This window comes from Kitasatospora sp. NPDC054795 (assembly GCF_053611565.1).
Window position 1 is genome coordinate 1 of sequence record NZ_JBSHAP010000145.1, and the last position, 22645, is coordinate 22645.

At 72.3% G+C, this 22645-nt stretch carries 19 protein-coding genes and 1 tRNA gene; 9 read left to right on the plus strand and 11 right to left on the minus strand.

Annotation, left to right across the window (positions count from 1 at the left end):
- Positions 1-72: 72 nt before the first annotated feature.
- A complete protein-coding gene (locus ACWGJO_RS35190) occupies positions 73-810 on the minus strand; it encodes a DUF5324 family protein (RefSeq protein ID WP_452189807.1) in 738 nt (245 codons plus the stop codon).
- Positions 811-1147: 337 nt separating this feature from the next.
- On the opposite strand from ACWGJO_RS35190, the gene ACWGJO_RS35195 reads away from it, so the two are divergent.
- Complete coding sequence (locus tag ACWGJO_RS35195; protein ID WP_387691272.1) at positions 1148-2041, plus strand: rhomboid family intramembrane serine protease; 894 nt, start codon at positions 1148-1150, stop codon at positions 2039-2041.
- Between the two features lie 338 nt (positions 2042-2379).
- Here ACWGJO_RS35195 and crgA read toward each other — a convergent pair whose 3' ends face one another.
- Positions 2380-2628 (minus strand): cell division protein CrgA, encoded by a 249-nt coding sequence (gene crgA / locus ACWGJO_RS35200; protein ID WP_224283164.1) that lies wholly within the window; start codon positions 2626-2628, stop codon positions 2380-2382.
- Positions 2629-2796: 168 nt separating this feature from the next.
- On the opposite strand from crgA, the gene ACWGJO_RS35205 reads away from it, so the two are divergent.
- From ACWGJO_RS35205 to ACWGJO_RS35225, 5 genes are all read left to right on the plus strand, one after another.
- Positions 2797-3561, plus strand: a complete 765-nt coding sequence (locus ACWGJO_RS35205) for a DUF881 domain-containing protein (RefSeq protein WP_452189808.1) — start codon at positions 2797-2799, stop codon at positions 3559-3561.
- A 69-nt stretch (positions 3562-3630) separates the two neighbouring features.
- The gene (locus ACWGJO_RS35210) at positions 3631-3810 is read left to right on the plus strand and encodes a hypothetical protein (protein WP_049656795.1); all 180 of its coding nucleotides are present in this window, start codon (positions 3631-3633) and stop codon (positions 3808-3810) included.
- A gap of 55 nt (positions 3811-3865) precedes the next feature.
- The gene (locus ACWGJO_RS35215) at positions 3866-4528 is read left to right on the plus strand and encodes an aminodeoxychorismate/anthranilate synthase component II (protein WP_359912219.1); all 663 of its coding nucleotides are present in this window, start codon (positions 3866-3868) and stop codon (positions 4526-4528) included.
- A 5-nt stretch (positions 4529-4533) separates the two neighbouring features.
- Entirely contained in the window at positions 4534-5625 is a 1092-nt protein-coding gene (locus tag ACWGJO_RS35220) for a class E sortase (RefSeq protein WP_387691267.1), read from the plus strand.
- Between the two features lie 37 nt (positions 5626-5662).
- Entirely contained in the window at positions 5663-6496 is an 834-nt protein-coding gene (locus ACWGJO_RS35225) for a class E sortase (RefSeq protein ID WP_452189809.1), read from the plus strand.
- 154 nt (positions 6497-6650) lie between these two features.
- On the opposite strand, the gene pknB is transcribed toward ACWGJO_RS35225, so the two are convergent.
- From pknB to ACWGJO_RS35255, 6 genes are all read right to left on the minus strand, one after another.
- Positions 6651-8765 carry a Stk1 family PASTA domain-containing Ser/Thr kinase gene (gene pknB, locus ACWGJO_RS35230; RefSeq protein ID WP_452189810.1) on the minus strand — a complete coding sequence of 705 codons (2115 nt, stop codon included), beginning with the start codon at positions 8763-8765 and terminating at the stop codon, positions 6651-6653.
- Positions 8766-9025: 260 nt separating this feature from the next.
- Complete coding sequence (locus tag ACWGJO_RS35235; RefSeq protein ID WP_452189811.1) at positions 9026-10483, minus strand: peptidoglycan D,D-transpeptidase FtsI family protein; 1458 nt, start codon at positions 10481-10483, stop codon at positions 9026-9028.
- Complete coding sequence (locus tag ACWGJO_RS35240) at positions 10480-11859, minus strand: FtsW/RodA/SpoVE family cell cycle protein (protein WP_359912237.1); 1380 nt, start codon at positions 11857-11859, stop codon at positions 10480-10482. The genes ACWGJO_RS35235 and ACWGJO_RS35240 overlap by 4 nt, the downstream gene beginning before the upstream one ends.
- A 157-nt stretch (positions 11860-12016) precedes the next feature.
- A complete protein-coding gene (locus ACWGJO_RS35245; protein WP_452189812.1) occupies positions 12017-13633 on the minus strand; it encodes a PP2C family protein-serine/threonine phosphatase in 1617 nt (538 codons plus the stop codon).
- Between the two features lie 54 nt (positions 13634-13687).
- A complete protein-coding gene (locus ACWGJO_RS35250; RefSeq protein ID WP_359912202.1) occupies positions 13688-14242 on the minus strand; it encodes an FHA domain-containing protein FhaB/FipA in 555 nt (184 codons plus the stop codon).
- Positions 14243-14288: 46 nt separating this feature from the next.
- Complete coding sequence (locus ACWGJO_RS35255) at positions 14289-15155, minus strand: DUF3662 and FHA domain-containing protein (RefSeq protein WP_359912199.1); 867 nt, start codon at positions 15153-15155, stop codon at positions 14289-14291.
- Positions 15156-15577: 422 nt separating this feature from the next.
- Here ACWGJO_RS35255 and ACWGJO_RS35260 point away from each other — a divergent pair.
- A tRNA-Leu gene (locus tag ACWGJO_RS35260) sits at positions 15578-15661 on the plus strand.
- Positions 15662-15760: 99 nt separating this feature from the next.
- On the opposite strand, the gene ACWGJO_RS35265 is transcribed toward ACWGJO_RS35260, so the two are convergent.
- Entirely contained in the window at positions 15761-16906 is a 1146-nt protein-coding gene (locus ACWGJO_RS35265; protein ID WP_452189813.1) for a sensor histidine kinase, read from the minus strand.
- The gene (locus tag ACWGJO_RS35270; protein ID WP_359912234.1) at positions 16903-17553 is read right to left on the minus strand and encodes a response regulator transcription factor; all 651 of its coding nucleotides are present in this window, start codon (positions 17551-17553) and stop codon (positions 16903-16905) included. Before ACWGJO_RS35270 ends, ACWGJO_RS35265 begins: the two co-directional genes overlap by 4 nt.
- 341 nt (positions 17554-17894) lie before the next feature.
- On the opposite strand from ACWGJO_RS35270, the gene ACWGJO_RS35275 reads away from it, so the two are divergent.
- Together ACWGJO_RS35275 and ACWGJO_RS35280 are read left to right on the plus strand one after the other, a co-directional pair.
- Positions 17895-19724, plus strand: a complete 1830-nt coding sequence (locus ACWGJO_RS35275; protein WP_452189814.1) for a phosphatidylglycerol lysyltransferase domain-containing protein — start codon at positions 17895-17897, stop codon at positions 19722-19724.
- 275 nt (positions 19725-19999) lie between these two features.
- Complete coding sequence (locus tag ACWGJO_RS35280; protein WP_387691250.1) at positions 20000-20692, plus strand: hypothetical protein; 693 nt, start codon at positions 20000-20002, stop codon at positions 20690-20692.
- Positions 20693-20773: 81 nt separating this feature from the next.
- Here ACWGJO_RS35280 and ACWGJO_RS35285 read toward each other — a convergent pair.
- Positions 20774-22645, minus strand: a 1872-nt coding sequence (locus ACWGJO_RS35285; protein ID WP_452189815.1) for an ATP-binding SpoIIE family protein phosphatase, incomplete at its 5' end; no start/stop codon positions are given.

The following is a 22645-nucleotide window of genomic DNA, read 5'->3' on the forward strand; positions in this document are numbered from 1 at the left end:
CGTTTTCCCGTTCGCCCTCCCCCCTGTATCCTGGTCGACGGCCGATCGGCTTTTCCGGCGGTCTCCGCACGGTCAGCGCGGCCCGGGGCCGTCCTCGGTAGCGGGGCCGTCGTTCTCGCCGACCGGGGCCCCGTCCGTGCCCTCGGCGGTGGCGTCCGGGCCGGAGCCGTTCACCGGCGCGGACGCGGCGTGCGCGCCGGTGGGCCGGGGCTCCTGCGGTGCCGGGGGCTCGACCAACCACTCCGGGTTGCTGTGCCGGCGCCACCACTGCCAGGCCACGATGCCGCCGCCGATCGCCAGCAGACCGGCCACGGCCAGGCCGGAGGCCAGGCGGTTGCATTCCTTCTTCCTGGCGTTCCGGGCGGCCAGCTCGCTGATCTCGGCCGAGCTGACGTTGCCCTGGAGGGCGGTCAGCGCGGCGGCGCCGCGGGTCTGGGCCTCGTGGGCGACCGGGCCGACGGTGGCGCGGGCCTCCTCGACCGCCTGGGCGACCCTGGGGGCCACGGTGGTGCGGGCCTGGTCCGCAGCCCGGGCGGCGGACAGGCGGGCCGCCAGAGCGGCCTCCTGGGCCCGGTGGAGGGCCTTCAGGGCGTTCTGCTGGGCCTCCGGCGGCAGGCTGGCGAAGGCGTGGCCGATCTGCGGGGCGAGATGCCTGTCGTACTGGATGCGGAGGTTGTGGGCGGCCAGCGCGGCCTTCGGGCCCAAGGCGTCCAAGGCGGGGCCGAGGCGCTGCTTGGCGCCGTCCGCGAAGTGTGTGGCGGTGTCCCGGGTCCTGGTGGCCGTCTCTCGGGCCGAATCCGAAAAGCTCACGAGTCTCTCCTCCTGGGTGGCGTCCTATATGCACATATCCACCTGAATGCTGATCATGCATCCTGATTTGTCCGACGGCAGGTCGGGGTGGGCCGTTCGCGGGGCCCTGCGGGGTGGCGGACGGGCGCGGGGCCCTGCGGGGTGGCGGACGGGCGCGGGGCAGGTCGGGGCGGGAGGGCGCGGCCGGGCGCGGGGCGGTGACGGGTGGGGGCGGAGGGGCGGGCGGTACCCGGGCCCGTGCGGCGGGCGGGCGGTTGTGGGGGAGCCGGTCCGGGAGCGGGGGCGCGGCAGTAGGCTGGCGGTTTCGGAGGTCGTGTACGGGAAGGGGACTCCGCTGATGCTCCCGGACGAGCCGCGGCCGTCGGCCGATCGGTCCCCGGAGGCCGGTCCGCCCGGCTGCTACCGGCACCCGCGGACCCCCACCGGGGTCTCCTGCACCCGCTGCGAGCGGCCGATCTGCCCGCAGTGCATGGTGACCGCCTCGGTGGGCTTCCAGTGCCCGGAGTGCGTCGGCGACGGTCACGCCGGGACGCGTCGGGCGACCACCCGGTTCGGCGGCGCCCTGGCCGCCGACGGCGGGCTGGTCACCCGGGTGCTGATCGGGCTCAACGTCGTGGTCTGGGTGCTGGCGGCCTACGTGCTCACCCCGCGGCTGGGCCAGACCTGGTCGCTGTTCAGCGCGGGGCGGGACATCCTCGGCGGCCCGGCGGGCATCGCCGACGGCCCGGACCAGTGGTACCGGCTGCTGACCGCCACCTTCCTGCACCTGGAGTGGTGGCACGTCGGGATGAACATGCTGGTGCTGTTCTGGCTCGGCCCGACGCTGGAGGAGGCGCTCGGCCGGCTGCGCTTCCTGGCCCTGTACCTGGTCTCCGGCCTGGGCGGCAGCACCTTCGCCTTCCTGGTGGCCGGCGACTGGATGAACTCGGTGGGCGCCTCCGGGGCGGTCTTCGGGCTGATCGGCGCCACGATCGTGCTCCAGCTGCGGAACAGGGGTCCGCTCGGCCCGGCGATGGCGTTCCTGGTCTTCAACCTGGTCGTCACCTTCTCCCGCCCGGGCATCGACTGGCGGGCGCACGTCGGCGGGCTGGTGCTCGGCGCGCTGACCGCGGCCGGCCTGATGTACGCCCCGCGCGAGCGCCGCGGCCTGGTCCAGGCGCTGGCGGTGGCGGGCGCGGTGGCGGTCGAGGCGGGGATGCTGCTGACCGGGATGGCCCTCTACGGGGCCTGACCGCCCGGACGTTTGTCCACAGCGGGTGCGGGGTTGTGCACAGGCTGTGCGGCCACTCGGTTGCGGACTGCTGTTCTACGCGTGTCCTGCTGTGCGGTTTTCTCGTTTCCGGGGAGTTGTGCACAGCTGTGCACGGCCCCGCCCGGGAAAGTTATCCACAGGCTGGGGAGACTTTTCCCCAGTGTGGATAACCATGTGGATAAGCACGCCAGTCCGATGGTGGGGACAAACGACCGGATTCCCGACCGGGTTCCGGGCACGCCTCACCGCCGCCCCGGGACGAGCGGTCCGGAGCGGCGGGAAACGGCTCGAATCAGAGCCTCAGGACGGGCGGGCCGTCACTTCCACTGGGTGGAGACGCCGAACCCTGCGGCGATGAAGCCGAAGCCGACCAGGATGTTCCAGTTCCGCCAGCTCTCGACCGGGTAGGTGCCGCTGGTCACGTAGTAGGTGACGATCCACACCAGGCCGATCAGGAACAGCGCCAGCATCAGTGGGGCGACCCAACTGCGGCCCGAACTGATCTTCACCGCGGCCGTCGTCGGCGGGGTGTAGTCGGACTTCTTGCGGAGTCGAGACTTCGGCACGAGGAGCTCTCCTGTCGATGCGCTGTGAGACCGCGCAGGGTGCAGCGGGTGGAATCGGCTGCGGTCGGCCGTGGAGAACGTCCTGGGGACCGCTCCGCCACATGCCACCGGCGTCCGTTAGCGTAGTGGCTCGGCGGGTCTTGAGGAGATAAGGGTACGGTGACTAATTTGTCGATTCCCCCTGAGCCGGCCCCTACCCGCCCTTCCGGCACCCGAATTGTCGGACGTGCCCTGACCTGCGCCGTCTTCGCGCTCGCCGGTCTGCTCTTCTACATCAGCGCGCAGACCGCCCGCGGCACCGACCTGCGGACCGACAACTCGCTGCTCAGCCTCGGCGACGTGGTCCGCCAGCGCAGCGCGCAGAACCAGCAGGCGCAGTCCCAGCTCGCCGACCTCCAGGCCCGCGCCCAGCAGCTCACCGAGCAGCAGGGCCACGACCCCGCCGACACCGCGCAGCTGGACGGCCTGCGCTCCGACGCCGCGCTGGAGCCGCTCCAGGGCGGCGGCCTGACCGTCACCCTCAACGACGCCCCGCCGAACGCCACCGCGCGCATCCCGGGGGTGCCCGAGCCCCGCGTCAACGACCTGGTCATCCACCAGCAGGACATCCAGGCCGTGGTCAACGCGCTGTGGCGGGGCGGCGCCGAGGGCGTGCAGGTGATGGACCAGCGCCTGATCTCCACCAGCGCCGTCCGCTGCGTCGGCAACACCCTGCTCCTCCAGGGCCGGGTCTACTCCCCGCCGTACGTGGTCAAGGCGGTGGGCCGGACCGACGCCCTGCATTCGGCCGTCGACGCGGACCCGACGATCCGCAAGTACCTCCAGTACGTCCAGGCGTACGGGCTGGGCTGGAAGGTCCAGGAGAGCGGCGAGCTGAACCTGCCCGGCTACTCCGGCACCACCGAGCTGCGGTCGGCGGGCGGGCAGCAGTAGCGGACCGGCCCCGCGGCCGTGCACGGCGGGTCTACTCTTTAACCCAGTCCGCTACGTCGAGGGAGCACCATGTACGGCTGGATCTGGCGTCACCTCCCGGGGAACACCCTGGTCCGGGCCGTCATTTCGCTGCTCCTCGTCCTGGGGATCGTCTACCTCCTCTTCACCTACGTCTTCCCGTGGGCGGAACCGCTGCTCCCCTTCGGCGACGTCACAGTGGACGGCGGCGACGGCGCCGCGACCGGCTGAGCCGGCGGGCCCGGCACTCCCTTCCCGCACCGCACCCCACGGAGACCACGCGCGCATGACGACCCGGACGACCCCGCCCCGCATCCTGGTGGTGGACAACTACGACAGCTTCGTCTTCAACCTGGTCCAGTACCTGTACCAGCTCGGCGCCACCTGCGAGGTGGTGCGCAACGACGAGGTGACCGTCGAGCACGCCGTCCGCCGCTCCGGCGAGGAGGGCTTCGACGGAGTGCTGCTCTCCCCCGGGCCCGGCGCCCCCGAGGAGGCCGGGGTCTGCATCGAGATGGTGCACCACTGCGCGCGGATCGGGCTGCCGGTGTTCGGCGTCTGCCTGGGCCTCCAGTCGATCGCGGCCGCGTACGGCGCGGTGGTCGGCCGGGCACCCGAGCTGCTGCACGGCAAGACCTCGCCGGTCGAGCACGAGGACGGCGGGGTCTTCGAGGGCCTGCCCTCGCCGCTGACCGCGACCCGCTACCACTCGCTCGCGGTCGAGCCGGCCACCGTGCCGGCCGAGCTGGTGGTCACCGCGCGCACCGGGAGCGGCGTGATCATGGGCCTGAGGCACCGTGAACTGCCCGTCGAGGGCGTGCAGTTCCACCCCGAGTCGGTGCTCACCGAGGGCGGGCACCGGATGCTCGCCAACTGGCTCGCGGAGTGCGGCTTCCCGCAGGCGGTCGACCGGTCGGCCGGGCTCGCCCCGGTGATCGGCCGGGGCTGACCGGCGTGACCGCGCTGCGTCCGGAGCGGCGCTTCCAGCCGGAGGCGGACCCGTACGGCACCGTGCAGCAGTACGGCGGGCCCGGGTACCCGGGCCAGGACGACGGCACCGGCGGTGCGCCCTACCGGCAGCACCCGGGGCAGACCGTGCCCGAGGACGCCTGGGGCGTCTACGAGCAGGCCCAGGAGCCCCTGGTGGACGGGCCCGAGTACCCCTGGCTGCCCGACCAGACCCTCCAGCTGCGGCTGCCCCCGGACCTCGGCGCGCCGGCCGCCGAACCGGCCCCCACCGGCGGCCGGGCCGAGCGCCGCCGCGCCGCCCAGGGCCGCACCTCGCTGCGCTCCGGCAACGGCCGGCGCCGGGCGGGCGGCCGTGCCGCCGGGCGGGTGCGTCCCAAGGAGTCCCTGCTCGTGGTGGCCGCCCGGGGCGTCGGCGAGCTGTGCATAACGCTCGGCGTGGTGATGCTGCTCTTCGTGGCGTACCAGCTCTGGTGGACCAACGTGCAGGCCGACGAGGCCGCCGACGGGGCCCGCAACAAGCTGGAGCAGCAGTTCAACGCGGTCGCCCCGCCTGTCCAGCCGGGCCAACCGGCCCCGGACCCGAACAAGCCCGAGGTGTTCGAGCCCGGCAAGGGCTTCGCCATCATCTACCTGCCCAAGCTGGGGCTGAAGTTCCCGATCGCCGAGGGCACCTCCAAGTCGGCGGTGCTCGACAACGGCCTGGTCGGCCACTACAGCGGCACCGGCATGCCGGGCGACAAGGCGGGCAACTTCGCGCTGGCGGCCCACCGCAACACCCACGGCGAGCCGTTCCGGTACATCAACCAGCTCGGCAAGGGCGACAAGATCGTGGTGGAGACCGCCGCCGGGTACTACACCTACGAGGTCACCGGGGGCATCCCGGAGACCTCCCCGAACAACGTGAGCGTGATCAAGCCGGTGCCGAACGGCGCTGGGTACACCGGTCCCGGCCGCTACATCACGCTGACGACGTGCACCCCGGAGTTCACCTCCAAGTTCCGCCTCATCGTCTTTGGCAAGATGATCGAGGAACGGCCGCGTGCCCAGGGCAAGCCGGCCGCGATCACGGGCGGGTAGCCGCCCGGCCGCCCGGCCCGGAGGGGGAACACCGTAGATGCAGGACGAGACCGCGCAGTCGGCCGAACCGGCGCAGGAGGCCTTCCCCCCGCCCGAGTCGCGGGCCGGGCGGGGCCGGAACCGGGCGCTGGCCGCGCTCGGCGTCTTCGGCGAGCTGTTGATCACCCTGGGCCTGGTGCTCGGCCTGTTCGTGGCCTACTCGCTGTGGTGGACCAACGTGCAGGCGGACCGCTCGGCCTCGGAGGCCGCCGACCGGCTGCGCGGCAGCTGGGCCGCGGGCCCGAACCCCGGCCCCCCGGCCGCCCCCGGCGCCACCCCGGCCCCCGGCGCGTCCGGTGCCCCCGGCGCCGCGCCCGCGGCCGCGCCGAAGCAGTTCGCGGTCGGGGACGACGTCGGCTTCCTGCACGTCCCGGCGATGGGCAGGGACTTCCAGGTGCTGATCCGGCTGGGCACCTCCACCGAGGTCCTGGACGACGGCGTGGCGGGCGTGTACGAGCAGCCGTACAAGGCCGCGATGCCCTGGGACCAGGAGGGCAACTTCGCGCTGGCCGCCCACCGGGACGGCCACGGCGCCAAGTTCCACGACCTGGACGCCGTCCACCGGGGCGACGCGGTCGTGGTCGAGACCCAGGACAAGTGGTACGTCTACAAGGTCGACAGCACCCTGGCGGAGACGTCCAAGTACGACACCGGCATCGTGGCGCCCGTCCCGGCCCGCTCCGGCTACGCCGGGCCCGGCCGCTACATCACGCTGACCACCTGCACGCCGGTGTACACCTCGCGCTACCGGATGGCCATCTGGGGCAGCCTGGTGCGGGTGGACGACATGGACGCCAAGCGCACCCCGCCGCCGGAGCTGCGGCGCCCCTGAGGCCCCTCACAGGCCTCCTCGGGACCTCCCGGGGACCTTCCGGGGCCGGGTACGGAAACGCCCGAGGGCCCGCCGCAAGCGTTGCGGCGGGCCCTCGGGCGTGCTCCGTGCTGCTGGTCCTCCGGTTCAGCCGAACCAGGGGAAGATCGGAGGCTTAGTGGTCCCCTTTGGGGGGTGTGGTGGTGGGGTCGCCCCCTTTGGGCGGTTCGGCCGCCTTGGTGTACAGCTGGATCTGGGTGTTCGGGTCGACCGCGGTGCCGGCCGGCGGGTTGGTCTGCTGCACCGTCGCGTTCGGGTCCGAAGGGCCGCTGACCACGATGTAGGTCAGGCCGAGCTTCTGCAGCTGGGGCCCGACGTCGCTCAGCTTGACGTTCTGCAGCGGCGGGACCTGGGGCTTGTCCTGCGCCTTGAAGATGGTCAGCGCGATCTTGGAGTTGGCCGGGGCCTTGGTGTTGGCCGGGATCGACTGGAAGGAGACGGTGTTGACCTTGCTCGGGTCGGGGGCCGGCGCGGTCTTCGAGGCGTCCACCTGGAAGCCGAGGCCCTGGAGGGTGGCCGTCGCGTCCTCCTTCTGGGCGCCGACCACGTTCGGCACGTTCACCTTGGCCTTGCCCTGCGACACGGTCAGCTTGATCGCGGCGCTCGGGTCGACGGCCGCGTTGGCCGCCGGGTCCTGGGCGGTGACGGTGTCCTGCGCGGCGTTGTCGTCGTCCTTGTACTCGGTGGTGACGTTGGTGAAGCCGAGGTCGGCGAGCGCCTTGACGGCCTGGTCCTTGGGCTTGCCGACCACGCCGGGGACCTGCGCCTTGGCCGGGCCCGAGGAGACCTGCACCGTGATGGTGGAGGTCTCCGCGACCTGGGTGCCCGCCGTCGGGGTCTGGGTGCAGACCTGGTCCTTCTTGACGTTGGTGTCCGGGCAGGCGATCTTGTCGCCCTCGGTCACCACGAGCTTGGGGCCGGCCCCGGCGGCGGCCGTCCTGGCCTCGGCCAGGGTCTTGCCGACCAGGTTCGGGGCGGTGACCTTCGCAGCCTCCTTGGTGCCCTTGTCGCCGAACATCGCCTGGGCGACGAAGAAGGTGCCGACCAGGACCAGCACGGCGGCCACCGCCAGCACGACCCAGGAGGTGTTGCTCTTCTTCGGCGGGTCCTCGCCCCGCCGGCCGCCGCCGCGGCCGTAGCCGTCGTCGTTGCCGCCGCCCGCGGCTCCGGCGTAGGTCTGGCCGTAGCCGTCGTCCTGGTAGCCGCCCTGCTGCCCGTAACCGGGCTGCCCGGAGGTCTGCGGCAGGACGGTGGTCGGGCCGCCGCCGGGCTGCTGCGGCAGCACGTTGGTCTGGCCGTACGGGTCGTGCTGCTGCGGGTAGCCGTTCTGGTCGTAGCCGTACCCGGCCGCGCCCATGCCGTACGCGGCCTGCTGGGCGGCGGCCACGGGCAGGCCGTCGAGGAAGCGCTCGATGTCGTCGCGCATCTCGTCGGCGGTCTGGTAGCGGTAGTCGCGGTCCTTGGCGAGCGCCTTCAGCACGATCGCGTCGACCTCGGGGCGCACCTCGGGGTCGAAGACGGACGGCGGCTGCGGCTCCTCCCGGACGTGCTGGTAGGCCACCGCGACCGGCGAGTCGCCGACGAACGGCGGGCGCACGGTCAGCAGCTCGTAGAGCAGGCAGCCGGTGGAGTAGAGGTCGGAGCGGGCGTCGACCTGCTCGCCCTTGGCCTGCTCGGGGGAGAGGTACTGGGCGGTGCCGATGACGGCCGAGGTCTGCGTCATGGTCATACCGGCGTCACCCATCGCACGGGCGATGCCGAAGTCCATGACCTTGACGTTGCCCTGCCGGGTCAGCATCACGTTGGCCGGCTTGATGTCGCGGTGCACGATGCCGGCCCGGTGCGAGTACTCCAGGGCCTGGAGGATGCCGATGGTCATCTCCAGGGCGCGCTCGGGCAGCAGCCGGCGGCCGGAGTGCAGCAGCTCGCGCAGCGTGGACCCCTCGACGTACTCCATCACGATGTACGGGATGGAGATGCCGTCGATGTAGTCCTCGCCGGTGTCGTACACGGCGACGATCGCGGGATGGTTCAGGGACGCGGCCGACTGCGCCTCGCGGCGGAAGCGGGCCTGGAACGACGGATCCCGGGCCATGTCGGCCCGGAGCGTCTTCACTGCGACGGAGCGGCCGAGTCGGGTGTCATGGGCGAGGTACACCTCGGCCATGCCGCCGCGTCCTAGGACGCCGCCGAGCTCGTACCTGCCGCCGAGGCGACGAGGCTCTTCCATAGTTCAGACCCTCTCCCTCACCCGCCGGTGAGGTTGTGACGTAGGTGTCCCCGCACGCTCTGGGTGACGCCGCGCGGTCCGCGACCGGTTCTCCGGCCGAGCCGTGCGGTGCCTCGCGGGCGGCAACGGGCACACCCGCTGCTGGCGGATACGCTACCGGTCGCACCGCACCGGACCGGAGTCAGCCGTCGGCCGATATCAGACCGGTATCCGGACGGGGCCGGCGATCGTGACGTTCCCCTCACCTCGGATCCACGCTCCTACTTGCCGAGAGCGGCCTGCATCACCGCCTTGGCGATCGGGGCCGCGAGCCGGCCGCCGCTGATGCCGTCGCGGTTCTGGGAACCGTCCTCGACCACCACCGCGACCGCGACCGACTGACCGTCCGCGGTCTTGGCCCAGGAGGTGAACCAGGCGAAGGGCAGCCCCGCGTTGTCCTCGCCGTGCTGCGCGGTGCCGGTCTTGCCGCCGACCTGGAGGCCGGGGATCTTGGCGTTGGTGCCGGTGCCGTTCTCGACCACCGAGACCATCAGGTCCTGCATCTTCTGCGCGGTGGCCGGGCTCATCGCCTGGGAGAACTGCTTCTCGGTGTGCTTGGAGACGGTGGTCAGGGTGGCCGAGCGCTCCTGGTCGACCAGGTACGGCTGCATCAGGCTGCCGTTGTTGGCGATGGCGGCGGAGACCATGGCCATCTGGAGCGGGGTGGCGCGGGTGTCGTGCTGGCCGATCGAGTCCTGGGCGGTGCCGTCCAAGCTCGGGCTGTCCGGGAAGATGCTCTTCTCGGACCGGACCGGGGTGTCGATCGTGCTGTTGAAGCCGAACTTCTCGGCCTGCGCGCGCATCCGCTCCTTGCCCAGGTCCGCGCCCATCTTGGCGAAGACCGTGTTGCAGGACTGGTCCATCCCGGACTTGACGGTCGCGTTCTCGCAGCGCTCGTTCGGGCTCTCGTTCTTCAGCTGGGTGGTGGTGTTCGGCAGGATGTACGGCTCGGGCGTGTCCGTGGCGTCGTCGATGCTCTGGTAGCGGCCGTTCTCGAACGCCGCGGTCGCGGTGACCAGCTTGAAGGTCGAGCCGGGCGGATAGGTCTCCTTCAGCGCCCGGTTGAGCATCGGCTTGTTCGGGTCCGCGTTGAGGTCCGTCCACGCCTTGGTGTCGGCGGCCTCGCCGCCGGCGAAGGTGCCGGGGTCGTAGGACGGGGTGGAGACCAGCCCGAGGATCGCGCCGGTCTTCGGGTCGAGGGCGACCACCGCGCCCTTCTTGTTGCCCATGGCGTCGAAGGCCGCCTTCTGGACCTTGGCGTTGATAGTGGTGACGACGTCGCCGCCGCGCTTCTGCTCGCCGGTCAGCATGTCCAGGGTGTTGCGGAAGAACAGCCGGTCGTCCGTCCCGGAGAGGATGCCGTCCTCCAGGTTCTCCAGCTGGTTGGAGCCGTAGGCCTGGGAGGAGTAGCCGGTCACCGGGGCGTACATCGGGCCGTCGACCCAGGAGCGCTTGTACTTGTAGCGCAGGCCGTCGACGAAGTCCGACTTCGTGACCGGCTGGCCGCTGACGATGATGTTGCCGCGCGGGTGGGCGTAGCGGTCGTACAGCTGGCGCTTGTTGTTCTTGTTGGTGGCCCAGGACTCGGCCTGGACGCCCTGCACCCAGTTGGTGCGCACCATCAGGGCCAGGATCAGGACGAGGCAGAAGATCGAGACCCGGCGGATCGGCTTGTTCATCGGGCGGGTCCTCCCTGGCCCTCGGTGGCGGCCGGGGCCGGTTCGGCCCCGGGCCGGCGGGCGCTGTCGCTGATCTTCAGCAGGATCGCGACCAGCGCCCAGTTGGCGACCACGGACGAACCGCCCTGGGCGAGGAACGGCATGGTCATACCGGTGAGCGGGATCAGCCCGGTGACACCGCCGGCCACGACGAACACCTGGATCGCCATCGCCGAGGAGAGGCCGACGGCGAACAGCTTGCCGAACGGGTCGCGGGCGGCGAGCGCGGTGCGCAGGCCGCGCTGCACCAGCAGCGCGTACAGCAGGAAGATCGCCATCAGGCCGGTCAGTCCGAGCTCCTCGCCGAAGGAGCCCAGGATGAAGTCGCTCTTGGCCGCGAAGGCGATCAGCCAGGAGCGGCCCTGGCCGAGGCCGGAGCCGGTGACCCCGCCCGAGCCGAGCGCCATCAGCGACTGGCCGATCTGCTCGGTGGCGCCCTTCGGCGGGTTCGCGCTGAAGGCGGCCATCGGGTCGAGCCAGGCGTCGATGCGGACCTTCACGTGGCTGGCGGTCGAGGCGACCGCGACCGCGCCGCCGACCGACATCAGCAGGCCGAACAGGATCCAGCTGGTCCGCTCGGTGGCGACGTAGAGCATCACCACGAACAGGCCGAAGAACAGGAAGGACGTGCCCAGGTCATTCTCGAAGATCAGGATCAGCAGGCTGAGCAGCCAGATCACGACGATCGGGCCGAGGTCGCGGCCGCGCGGCAGGTACAGGCCCATGAACCGGCGGCTGGCCAGCGCCAGGGCGTCCCGCTTGACCATCAGGTAGCCGGCGAAGAACACCGTCAGGACGATCTTGGCGAACTCGCCCGGCTGGATGGAGAAGCTGCCCATCCGGATCCAGATCTTGGCGCCGAAGTCCTCCGCCCGGGACGGGAAGAAGGCCGGCGCGGCGAGCAGGACCAGGGCCACCACCATCGAGATGTAGGTGTAGCGCTGCAGCACCCGGTGGTCCTTCAGCAGCACCATCACCCCGATGAAGCCGGCGATCCCGAGCGCCGACCACATCAGCTGGTTCTCGGCCGCCGGGTAGTTGCCCCTGAGCAGCTTGCCCGCCTTGTCGAGCCGCCAGATCATCACCACCCCGAGCCCGTTCAGCAGGGTGGCGATCGGCAGCATCAGCGGGTCCGCGTACGGCGCGAAGCGGCGCACCAGCAGGTGCGCGACCACCGCCAGGGCGCCCATGCCGAGCCCGTAGCCGAGCATGCCGGTGGGCAGCTTGCCGTCCATCGCGAGGCCGACGTTGGCGTACGCGAGGACCGGCACCAGCACCGCGAAGACCAGCAGGGCCAGCTCGGTGTTGCGCCGGTTGGGCGTCTCCTGCGGGGAGATCGTGGTGTTGCCCCGGCGGCGGGGGACGGCACGTTCAGCCGCCCGGCGCCGGCCGGACCGGGTGGTTTCTTCGCTCAGGTCGTAGCTGCTCACGTGGTGACCGCTCCCTGACGGCCGGCAAGCCCGCTCGGGGCGGACCTATGTCGGATCACGGACGTCACTGCTTCGGGCAGGAGTTGGCCCGGCTGAGTTCGTCATCGGTCAGCGGAGCCTGGTCGCCCTGCGCGCCGGCCACCGGAGGGGTGGTGCTCGGCGCCGGGGCGGGTGCCCCCGGAGCGGTCGGCGCGGGCGTGCCCGAGGGCGAGGTGGTCGGTGTCGCCGCGGCCGGGCCGCGGTTCTTCTCGGTCGGGGTGGGCGTGGTGGCCAGGTACGCGGCCTGCGCCGCCTGGGTGGCCGGCGGTGCGGCCGGGGCGGTCGCCCTCGCCGCCCGCTGGCAGAGCTGGACCCAGCCGTCGAGCTCGTTGACCGTGGACTGGGCGTCCTTCATGCTGCCGACCGAGATGGTCTTCTTCACGTGGACCTGCTGGTCCTCGGGCAGCCACTTCAGCTGGATCTTGCTGTACGAGGAGTGCACCGAGGACAGGCTCAGACCGGCCAGGTTCTGGTTGATGCCCTGGTAGATCGCGACGTGGTCGTCCTGGGTGCCGACGTAGTACTGGTCCTGGGTCCACTGGTAGCCGAACCAGCCGGCGCCGCCGAGCAGGCCGAGCGTGACCAGGACGGCCAGCGAGACGGTCAGGCCCTTGCGCTTGCGCTTCGCGGGCCGCTCCTCGTCGAAGTCCTCGGTGCCGTACACCGAGGGCTCGCCGGAGCCGTACCCGCCCTCGTACCCCTCGGCGGGGCCGAAGCCGCCGTGCGCGGCGCCGTAGCCCTCCTGGTAGCCCTCGGCCGGGCCGAAGGCGCCCTGCGGGCCGCGGCCGAGGCCGGCGGCGCGGCCGGCCGGGGTGTCCGCGATCGAGCGGTCGGCGGCGGCCGAGGACGGCGGGGCGTCGGCGACCGCGCCGACCACCACCGGGACGTCGTTGAACTGGCCGCTCATGGTGTCCGTGGCGCCGACGTCGATGACGTCCGCCACGATGCAGGTGATGTTGTCCGGACCGCCGCCGCGCAGCGCGAGCTGGATCAGCTCCTGCACGGTCTGCTCGGGCGAGTAGTAGCTGCCGAGGGTGTCCTGGAGGGTCTGGTGGCTGACCGGGCCGGAGAGGCCGTCGGAGCAGATCAGGTAGCGGTCGCCGGCCCGGACCTCGCGGATCGACAGGTCGGGCTCGACCTGGCCGCGGCCGTCCAGCGCCCGCATCAGCAGCGAGCGCTGCGGGTGGGTCTCGGCCTCCTCGGGCGTGATCCGGCCCTCGTCGACCAGACGCTGCACCCAGGTGTGGTCCTGGGTGATCTGCACCAGGGAGCCGTCGCGCAGCAGGTAGGCGCGGGAGTCGCCGACGTGCACCAGGCCCATCCGCTGACCCGTCCACAGCATGGCGGTCAGGGTGCAACCCATGCCCTCCAGCTGCGGGTCCTCCTCGACCATCAGCCGGAGCCGGTCGTTGGCGCCCTGGACGGCGTCGCCCAGCAGGGTCAGCAGGTCGGCGCCCGGCACGTCCTCGTCCAGCCGGACGATCGAGCCGAGCACCTCGGAGGACGCGACCTCGCCGGCCGCCGCACCGCCCATGCCGTCGGCCACGGCCAGCAGCCGCGGCCCGGCGTAGCCGGAGTCCTCGTTCCCCTCCCGGATCAGTCCCTTGTGGGAGCCGGCGGCGAAGCGCAGCACCAGGGTCATGCGACCTGTGCCCCCCTCTGGGTCATGGACGGGATGCTGTCCCTCATGCGCCAACTACTTCCGCAGTTCGATGACGGTCCTGCCGATACGGATCGGCATGCCCGGCTGGAGCGGGGTGGGCGCGGTCAGGCGCTGCCGGTCCAGATAGGTGCCGTTGGTGGAGCCTAGATCCTCGACCGTCCACTGCCCAGTCTGATCCGGATAGATCCTGGCATGCCGGGAGGACGCGTAGTCGTCGTCCAGCACGATGGTGGAGTCGTGCGCGCGGCCGAGCGTGATGGTCTGGCCCTGGAGCGCCACCGTGGTGCCGGCCAGCGAGCCCTGCACCACGACGAGCTGGGTCGGGCCGCCGCGACGGCGCCCCCCGCCGCCCTGGGTCTGGCCCGCCGCGGGGCCGGCCTGGGCCGGTGCCGCGGCGCGCGCGGCGGTGGCGGCGGTCGCGGTGGCGGCGCCGCCGGCGGCCGTGGCGTTCGTGCCGCGACGGGAGGACCGCGGGTTCACCTTGGTGCCGAACAGGTCGCTGCGGATCACCTGGATCGCGACGATGACGAACAGCCACAGCACGGCCAGGAAGCCCAGCCGCATGACCGTGAGGGTCAGTTCTGACATGGCCGTCCCGCCAGTCGGTGAGCGAGGCGCGCGAACAATTCGGACACTACCCTTCGACCTGCCGGTAGACGATGGTGGTGGAGCCCACGACGATTCGAGAGCCGTCGCGGAGCGTAGCGCGCTGGGTGTGCTGTCCGTCCACCACGATGCCGTTGGTGGACCCCAGGTCGAGCACCATCGAGGGCGTGCCGGGTCGGATCTCGGCGTGCTTGCGGGAGACCCCGGGGTCGTCGATCCGCACGTCCGCCTCGGTCGACCGGCCGAGCACGCAGGCCGAGCCGGTGATCTGGTGCCGGGCGCCGTTCACCTCGACCCAGCGGCGCATCCCGGCGCCGCCGTGGCCGGCGCCGGGGAAGGCCCGGACGTTGCCGCCGGCGGGCGCGGGCGGGCCGGGGGGCATCGCGGGGGGCGCGGCCGGCGGCGGGGGCGCGCTGTACTGGCCGGCGCCGGGCTGCTGCCACGGTGCGCCGGGGGCGGGAGCGGCCGGCGGACGGTCGTAGCCCGGCTGCGGCGGCGCGTACTGCTGCTGCGGGGGCTCCTCGGCCGCGAGGGTGCGGCTGCGCACCCGGTACAGCCCGGTGTCCAGGTCGTCCGCCTTCTCCAGGTTCACCTGGAGCGGACCCATGAACGTGTACCGCTGGGCCTCCGCGTACTCGCGGACCATGCCGGCCAGCTCGGTGCCGAGCTGCCCGGAGTAGGGACTGAGCCGCTCGTGGTCGTGCGGGCTCAGCTCGACGATGAAGTCGTTCGGCACGACGGTGCGGTCGCGGTTCCAGATGCTCGCGTTGTTGTCGCACTCGCGCTGCAGCGCTCCGGCGATCTCCACGGGCTGGACCTCGGACTTGAACACCTTGGCGAAGGTGCCGTTGACGAGACCCTCGAGCCGCTGCTCGAACTTCTTCAGCACTCCCATGGGGCACCCCCTTCCAGGGTTCGTTCGCCTGCCTGCCGGCCGGATCCCGCCCGGGACCCGGTCGCGCCTCCTACTTGCGGTACTTCCGTACTGATCGTATCCACGCCGGGCCCTTCCGTACGGTTCCCGGACCGTGTGGTGCCCGGGGGTGGGCTCGGACACACAGGGTGACGCATTTCGGGTACGGCACGCCAGGTGCGCCCGCCGGATCGCCCTTCCGGAAGTCGTACGGGCGTTCGTCGGGCATGGGTTCGAGTGTCACCGGGATCCCCGGACAACGGATTCGGAGCAGCCCCCCAGGTCGTGCTAATGTTTTCCATGTCGGAAGGGCCGCCCGAAAGGGAGGCCGGTCCAAGGAAGTGCGAAGTACCAATGGTACCGAGCACCCCGGAAGATCGGTCGGCAACGAGGACAACACCCATGCGCGGGTGGCGGAATAGGCAGACGCGCTGGATTCAGGTTCCAGTGCCCGAAAGGGCGTGGGGGTTCAACTCCCCCCTCGCGCACAGCGAAGCCCCGCAGATCTATGGATCTGCGGGGCTTTTTTGTCGTCCGCCCCTGCCCGACGGCCGCCGGCACCGGTGCCTCCGCCGGGCCGGGGCGGATCAGCCGCGGCTGGCCGGGAGTTCGGCGCGGACCTCGAAGCCGCCGTCCGGGGTCGGCCCGGCGGTGAGGGTGCCGCCCAGCAGCTGGGCGCGCTCGCGCAGGCCGACGAGACCGTGGCCGCCACCCGGCAGCGTCTCGGTGGGGTGCAGCGGCGGCGCGTCGTTGCGGACCTCGACCCGCAGCCGGCGGCCCTTCGCCCGGACCCGCACGTGCACCGCCGCCTCCGGGGCGTACTTGGTGATGTTGGTGAGCGCCTCCTGGACGGTGCGGTAGGCGGCCCGTTCGACCGCCTCCGGCCACGGGCGGTCGCCGGGGACCAGCTCGGAGTCGGCGGTCAGGCCGCTCTCCTCGATCAGCCGGGGCAGGTCGGCCAGCCGGGGCTGCGGGGCGAGCGGGGCGTCCGGCAGCCCGCCGGTGCCGCGCAGCACACCGACCATCTGGCGCAGCTCGTCCAGGGTCCGCACGGACAGCTCGCGGATGGTGCGGGCGGCGGTCACGGCCGCCGGGTCGGGGCTGCTCACCTGGAGCGCTCCGGCCTGGATGCTGATCAGGCTGACCTGGTGCGAGACCACGTCGTGCATCTCCCGGGCCAGCCGGCCGCGCTCGCTGATCAGCACCCGCTCGGCCAGCAGCCGGCTCTCCCGCTCCTGGCCGCGGGTCAGCTCGTCCAGGCGGGCGGCCAGCTCCCGCCGGGTGCGGGCGAGCAGACCGGTGGCGGCCGGGCCGGCCGCCAGCATCACGGCCTGGATGGCGTCCAGCGCGGTGGTGCGGCTGAGGTCGAGGAGACCCTCGGGCAGCGGCCAGTGGAAGAACTCGACCAGGGCGAACAGGACGCCGCAGGGGATCACGATCCGGGGGCGGGGGCGCTCGGCGGCCACCGAGTAGACGGCCGTGATCGGGGCCAGCCAGATCTCGTCCACGAAGCTGCCCGGCATGGTGAGCAGCAGCACGGTCACCGGGAAGCGCCGGCGCCAGAACAGGGCGACGGCGGCCAGCGTGGACAGCGCCACCTGCCACCAGGCGGCCTCCCGGGCCACCAGGGCGGCGTCCAGCAGGGAGTAGAGGACGGGCAGCAGCAGCATCAGCCAGGGGGCGGTGCACCAGGCCGGCAGCCGTCTGGACGGCAGTTGGTCGGCGGCCGTCATGCCCCGTCGCCGGGCTTGGGCCGGACCAGCCCGGCCCGGTGGGCCAGGACGGCGGCCTGGACCCGGTTGGCGGCGCCGAGCTTGCCGAGGATCGCGCTGATGTGGTCCTTGACCGTGCCGGTGCCGAGGAAGAGCCGGTCGGCGATCTCGGCGTTGGACAGGCCCTCGCCGAGCAGCGCGAGCACGTCGAGCTCGCGGCCGGTGAGGGTGCGGGCGAGCGCGGTGGCCTCGGCGTCCGGGCCGCCGCCGTCCACGTAGCCGCCGATCACGGTGCGGGTGACGGTCGGGGAGAGGATGTTGCCGCCGGCCGCGAGCACCCGGACGGCGTGCACCAGCTGCTCGGGGGCGGTGTCCTTGAGCAGGAACCCGGCCGCGCCGGCCCGCAGCGCGGTGCCGATGTACTCGTCGGTGTCGAAGGTGGTGAGCATCGCCACGGCGGGCGGTTCGGGCAGGGCGCGCAGGCGGCGCAGCACCGAGATGCCGTCGAGGTCGGGCATCCGGATGTCGAGCAGCACCACGTGCGGGCGAAGCCGCTGGACGTGTTCCTCGGCCTGTCCGCCGGAGCAGTCGCCGACCACCTCCAGGTCGTCGGCGGAGCCGACGATCAGGCCCAGGCCGGAGCGGACCAGGATCTCGTCGTCGACGATCAGCACGCGGGTGGTGGTGATGGTGCCTCCTCGGTTCGGGCGGCCGGGTCGGGGCGGTCCGCGTGGGTCGTTTCGAGAGTAGGGGTTGTGCGAGTGGGGTGCCGAACGCCGGGGGCTGATCACCCCCGCCGTTCGGCGGGGGTGGGAATCCGCTACCCGGTTCACGCAATTCTCAGGTTCGGTGGGGAAACATGGAGTTGGCTGACCCTTTTCCGGCCGCATCCTCCAAATCGGGCGGTCGGCCGGGTGAGGTCGCCGGTCAGTCCGTCGGGCCCGAGCGGGCGCCCGACGCCGGGCCGTTTGCGGATGCGCCCCACCATCTGATCGTTTGGAATTGAGCTGTGTCGTCCACTGTGAAGTCGGAGCCGTCCGCCACGTCCCACGGACCCCGGCCCGGCGACGTGCTGGACCGCTGGCGTCCGAGGGCCGCCGCGGCCTCCGTCTGGTACCTGCGGCTGATCGCGCTGCTGAACGTGGCGACGGTGCTCCTGGTGCCCTTCCGCGACCAGGTCTACGAGCACAACGAGGGCGAGTACTTCACCCCGTACCTGATGACCGCGGGCCTGGCCAGCGCGGTGCTGTCGGTGTTCCTCGCGATCGCGATGCGGAGGCGCAAGCGGGCCGCGTGGATCTTCAACACGGCGCTCGGCGGGATGTTCGCGCTGCTGTACCTGGCGGCCATGCTGGTGCCGGACGAGCGCTTCGACTCCCACCCGCTCAACTACATCTCCACCGTCCTGACCTGCCTGTTCGTGCTGGCGCTGCTGATCGGGCGCAAGGAGTTCACGTCCAAGGGCGACAGCTCCAACCCGAAGACCGCGGCGGCCACCTTCGTCGCCGGGCTGGCGTTCGGCGGCGGGGTGGGCGCGCTGCTGGTCTGGCTGACCAACGAGCTGTCCGGCGCCGGCTTCTGGGACCTGTTCCGCTACTCGGTCGGCCGGATGATCACGATCACCCCGTCCGAGCACCTGCGCTCGGTGATCGCCGCGCCGACCTGGGTGAACGCCGCGATCAACGCGATGGGCGCGGTGCTCTTCCTGCTGGTGCTGTACGTGGCCTTCCGCAGCCCGCGCGGCAAGGAGCTGCTCACCGCCGAGGACGAGGCGCAGCTGCGCGGCCTGCTGGACAAGCAGGGCGAGCGGGACTCGCTCGGCTACTTCGCGCTGCGCCGGGACAAGGCGGTGGTCTTCTCCCCCAGCGGCAAGGCGGCGGTCACCTACCGGGTGATCGGCGGCGTCTCGCTCGCCTCGGGCGACCCGATCGGCGACCCGGAGGCCTGGCCGGGCGCGATCGACGCCTGGCTGTCCGAGGCCCGTGAGCACGCCTGGGCGCCGGCCGTGATGGGCGCCTCCGAGGAGGCCGGGGTGATCTACGCCCGGCACGGGCTGGACGCGCTGGAGCTGGGCGACGAGGCGATCGTCGAGCTGGACGAGTTCTCGCTGGACGGCCGCGCGATGCGGGTGGTCCGGCAGGCCTACAACCGGGTCAAGCGGGCCGGTTACACGGTGCGGATCCGCCGCCACGAGGACATCTCGGAGGAGGAGATGGCCGAGCTGGTGGCCAAGGCCGACGAGTGGCGCGACGGGGCCACCGAGCGCGGCTTCTCGATGGCCCTCGGCCGGCTCGGGGACCCGGGCGACGGCCGCTGCGTGATGCTGGAGTGCCACGACGGCGACGGCGAGCTCAAGGCGCTGCTCAGCTTCGTGCCGTGGGGCCCGGACGGGCTCTCGCTGGACCTGATGCGCCGGGCCCGGGACACCGAGAACGGCCTGATGGAGTTCATGGTCATCGAGCTGCTGCAGCGCGCCGAGGAGGTCGGGCTGAAGCGGGTCTCGCTGAACTTCGCGATGTTCCGCTCGGTCTTCGAACGCGGTTCGCGCCTCGGCGCCGGCCCGGTGCTGCGGCTGTGGCGTTCGGTCCTGGGATTCTTCTCGCGCTGGTGGCAGATCGAGTCGCTGTACCGCGCCAATGCCAAGTACCGGCCGATCTGGGAACCGCGCTACCTGCTCTTCGAGAAGAGCAGCGAGATTCCGCGGATCGGCATCGCGAGCGCGCGCGCCGAGGGTTTCATCGTCGCGCCGAGCCTGCCCGCCCTGTTCCGCCGCCGGCACGCCCGGGCCGCCGTGGTGGCGCCCCGGGCCCCGGTCGCGGCCCGGGACGGGAAGGGGTAGCCCTCCGTCGGGGGGCGGAGGGGGCCGGTCGGTCGAAATGGGGGGCCGATGGGGGGATTGCCTCCCCCCAGAGGATGACCCCGCTCCACATCCGTGCCGATGTGGCTTTGTTAAGAGGCTTCTAATGTTGGAGTAGTCGAGAGTTCGGGGATTCGGAGAAAGTTGTGATTCACAGGACCCACGCGGGGGGCGTGCGAAAGGGGCCGCTGGCAATCGCCGGATCGGCCGCTGTCGCCGAGTGGGGAACGTTGTTCGCGACGGTCCGGGACGCGGTGGTGCGAAAGAAGTTCGCCGCCGTTCCGCTGGCCACCGTCGCGACGTTTCTGATCCTGCTGTTCAGCATCGTCCAGCACCTGCCGGGCGGAGAGCGTTTCGTCAACAACATCGGGGTGGTGCGGGCGGCGCTGCCGCTGGACGTCTCGCTGCTGCGGACCCCGCTCTCGCTGTACGTGCCGGCGCTGGACCTTCCGGTCTGGGGGGCGCTGGCCCAGGTCTTCGTGGTCTTCGCGATCGCCGAGATCGTGCTCGGCCGGCGGATGACCCTGGTGGTCGCCTACACCTGCACCCTGGCGGGCACGCTGTTCGCCCGGGTCGGCGTGGCGATCGGGCCGCACCACCTGTTCGGCTTCCCGAAGTGGGTCGCCTACGTGCGGGACACCGGGCCCTCGGCCGCGGTGGTGGCACTGGCGATCTGCATCGCGTTCCGCTGCCGGGCCTGGTTCACCGGCGGCCTGGTGGTGGCGGTGATGATCGGCGAGGCGGTGGTGCTGCCGAACCTGGCCGGCCTGGAGCACGTGGTCGCGGTGATCACCGCGCTGCTGATCGCCGTCTCGGTCGAGGTCTTCGGGGACTTCTGGCCGAGGGTGCTGGCCGGGGTCGGCGCCGCCGCCTCGGTGGCCGCGGCCGCCTCGCGGGAGGTCGCGGTGGAGGCCCGGCGGCGCCGCTCGGCGGGCGCCGTCATCCCCTGACGGGTGCCGACGACGTTCCACCGGCCGCGTACGGGTGCCCGCACGCGGCCGTTCGGCGTCCGGCGGCCGTCGGCGCGGCCGTCAGGCGTGCGGGAGCGGGAGCTCGAACCAGACGACCTTGCCCACCGCCTTGCGGGCGGTGCCCCAGCGTTCGGCGAGCTTGGTGACCAGGGTGAGGCCGCGACCGGTCTCGCCGAGCTGCTCGGCCGGCTCCAGCGAGGGCAGGTTGTGGTTGTCGTCGCTGACCTCGACGAGCAGTTTGTCCACCCGGATCAGCTGGAGCTTCACGGTGTCCCGGGCGACCCGGACGGCGTTCGTCACCAGTTCGCTGACCAGCAGTTCGGTGGTGTCGCTGAGCGCCTCCAGGTGCCAGCCGGCCAGTTGCTCGCGCACCAGCGAGCGGGCCCGGCCGACCTCGCGGTGGTCCACGGTGAGGTCCCAGGTGGCCACCTCGGACGGGGCGACCCCGTCGAAGCGGGCCACCAGCAGGGCGACGTCGTCCTTGCGGTCGTCCGAGTGCAGCCGTCGCAGCACCTCGTCGCAGGCCTGCTCGGGGCTCTGCCGGGGGTCGATCAGGTTGCCGCAGAGCGCGGCCAGGCCGGCCCCTATGTCCCCGCCCCGGACCTCGACCAGGCCGTCGGTGCAGAGCACCAGCATCGAGCCGTCCGAGACGTCGATGGTCTTGGCGACGAACGGCACCCCGCCGACGCCGATCGGCGCGCCGGCCGGGATCTCCAGCAGCTCGCCGCTGCCGTCCGGGTGCACCAGGACCGGCGGGACGTGGCCGGCGCTGGCCAGCTCGCAGGTCCGGTTGATCGGGTCGTAGACCGCGTAGAGGCAGGTCGCGAGGTGGTCGTCGCCGAGCTTGTGGGCCAGGTTGTCCAGATGGCGCAGCAGCTGGCCGGGCGGCAGGTCCAGGGCGGCGAGGGTCTGCATGGCGGTGCGGAAGCGGCCCATCGCGGCCGCCGAGTGCAGGCCGTGGCCCATCACGTCGCCGACCACCAGGGCGACCCGGCTGCCGGGCAGCTGGATCGCGTCGAACCAGTCGCCGCCGACCTCGGCCTTGGGGTCGCCGGGGAGGTAGCGGTGGGCGATCTGCACGCCGGGGATCTGCGGCGGGCGGGTCGGGATCATCGAGCGCTGCAGGGTGGTGGCGACCCGCGCCTCGGCGCGGTGCAGCCGGGCGTTGTCCAGCGACAGCGCGGCGCGGGCGGCCAGCTCCTTGAAGGTCGCGGCGTCTCCCTCGTCGAAGGGGGCGCGGTCCGGCAGCCGCAGCAGCTTGAGGATGCCGAGCACGGTGCCGCGGGCGGAGAGCGGGACGACCAGCATCGAGCGGCCGGTGACCACCGGGGCCAACTGGGCGCCGCCGAGCGCGATCGCGTAGTCGACCGCCACGTCCGGGCTGACCACCGGGACCAGCACCGGCTGGTTCAGCTGCAGGGCCATCCCGGGCGGGGTGCGGCGGGGCATGCTGACCAGCGAGCCCTCGGAGAGCACGTGGTCCCAGGCGCCGCCGGTCTCGTTGTGGACCAGGGCGACCCGGCGCAGCATGGTGTCGTCGTCCGGGCGGGCGGCGGGCAGCTCGGAGTCCGAGATCAGCCCGTCCACCAGGTCCACGCAGGCGAAGTCGGCGATCCGGGGGACCAGCACCTGGCACAGCTCGTGGGCGGTGAAGCCGAGGTCCAGCGTGGTGCCGACCTTGCCGCCGACCTCGTTCAGCAGGGCCAGCTGTTCGCCGGCCTGCCCGTTGGTGAGGAAGGGGCCGAGCCGTCCGGCGGGCGGGCCCACCCCGGCCGCGGGCGCGGGGACCGGGAGGGTGGCGGGCGGGGCCTGGTCGGGGTGCGGCAACGGGTGGCCGTTGGCGGGAGGTTCGACGGCGGTGTGCTCGATGGCGGGGGCTCCTGCGGTGGGCGGGGGTGCCTCCCGGCCGGAGGCGGGGGGAGGGACGGGCGG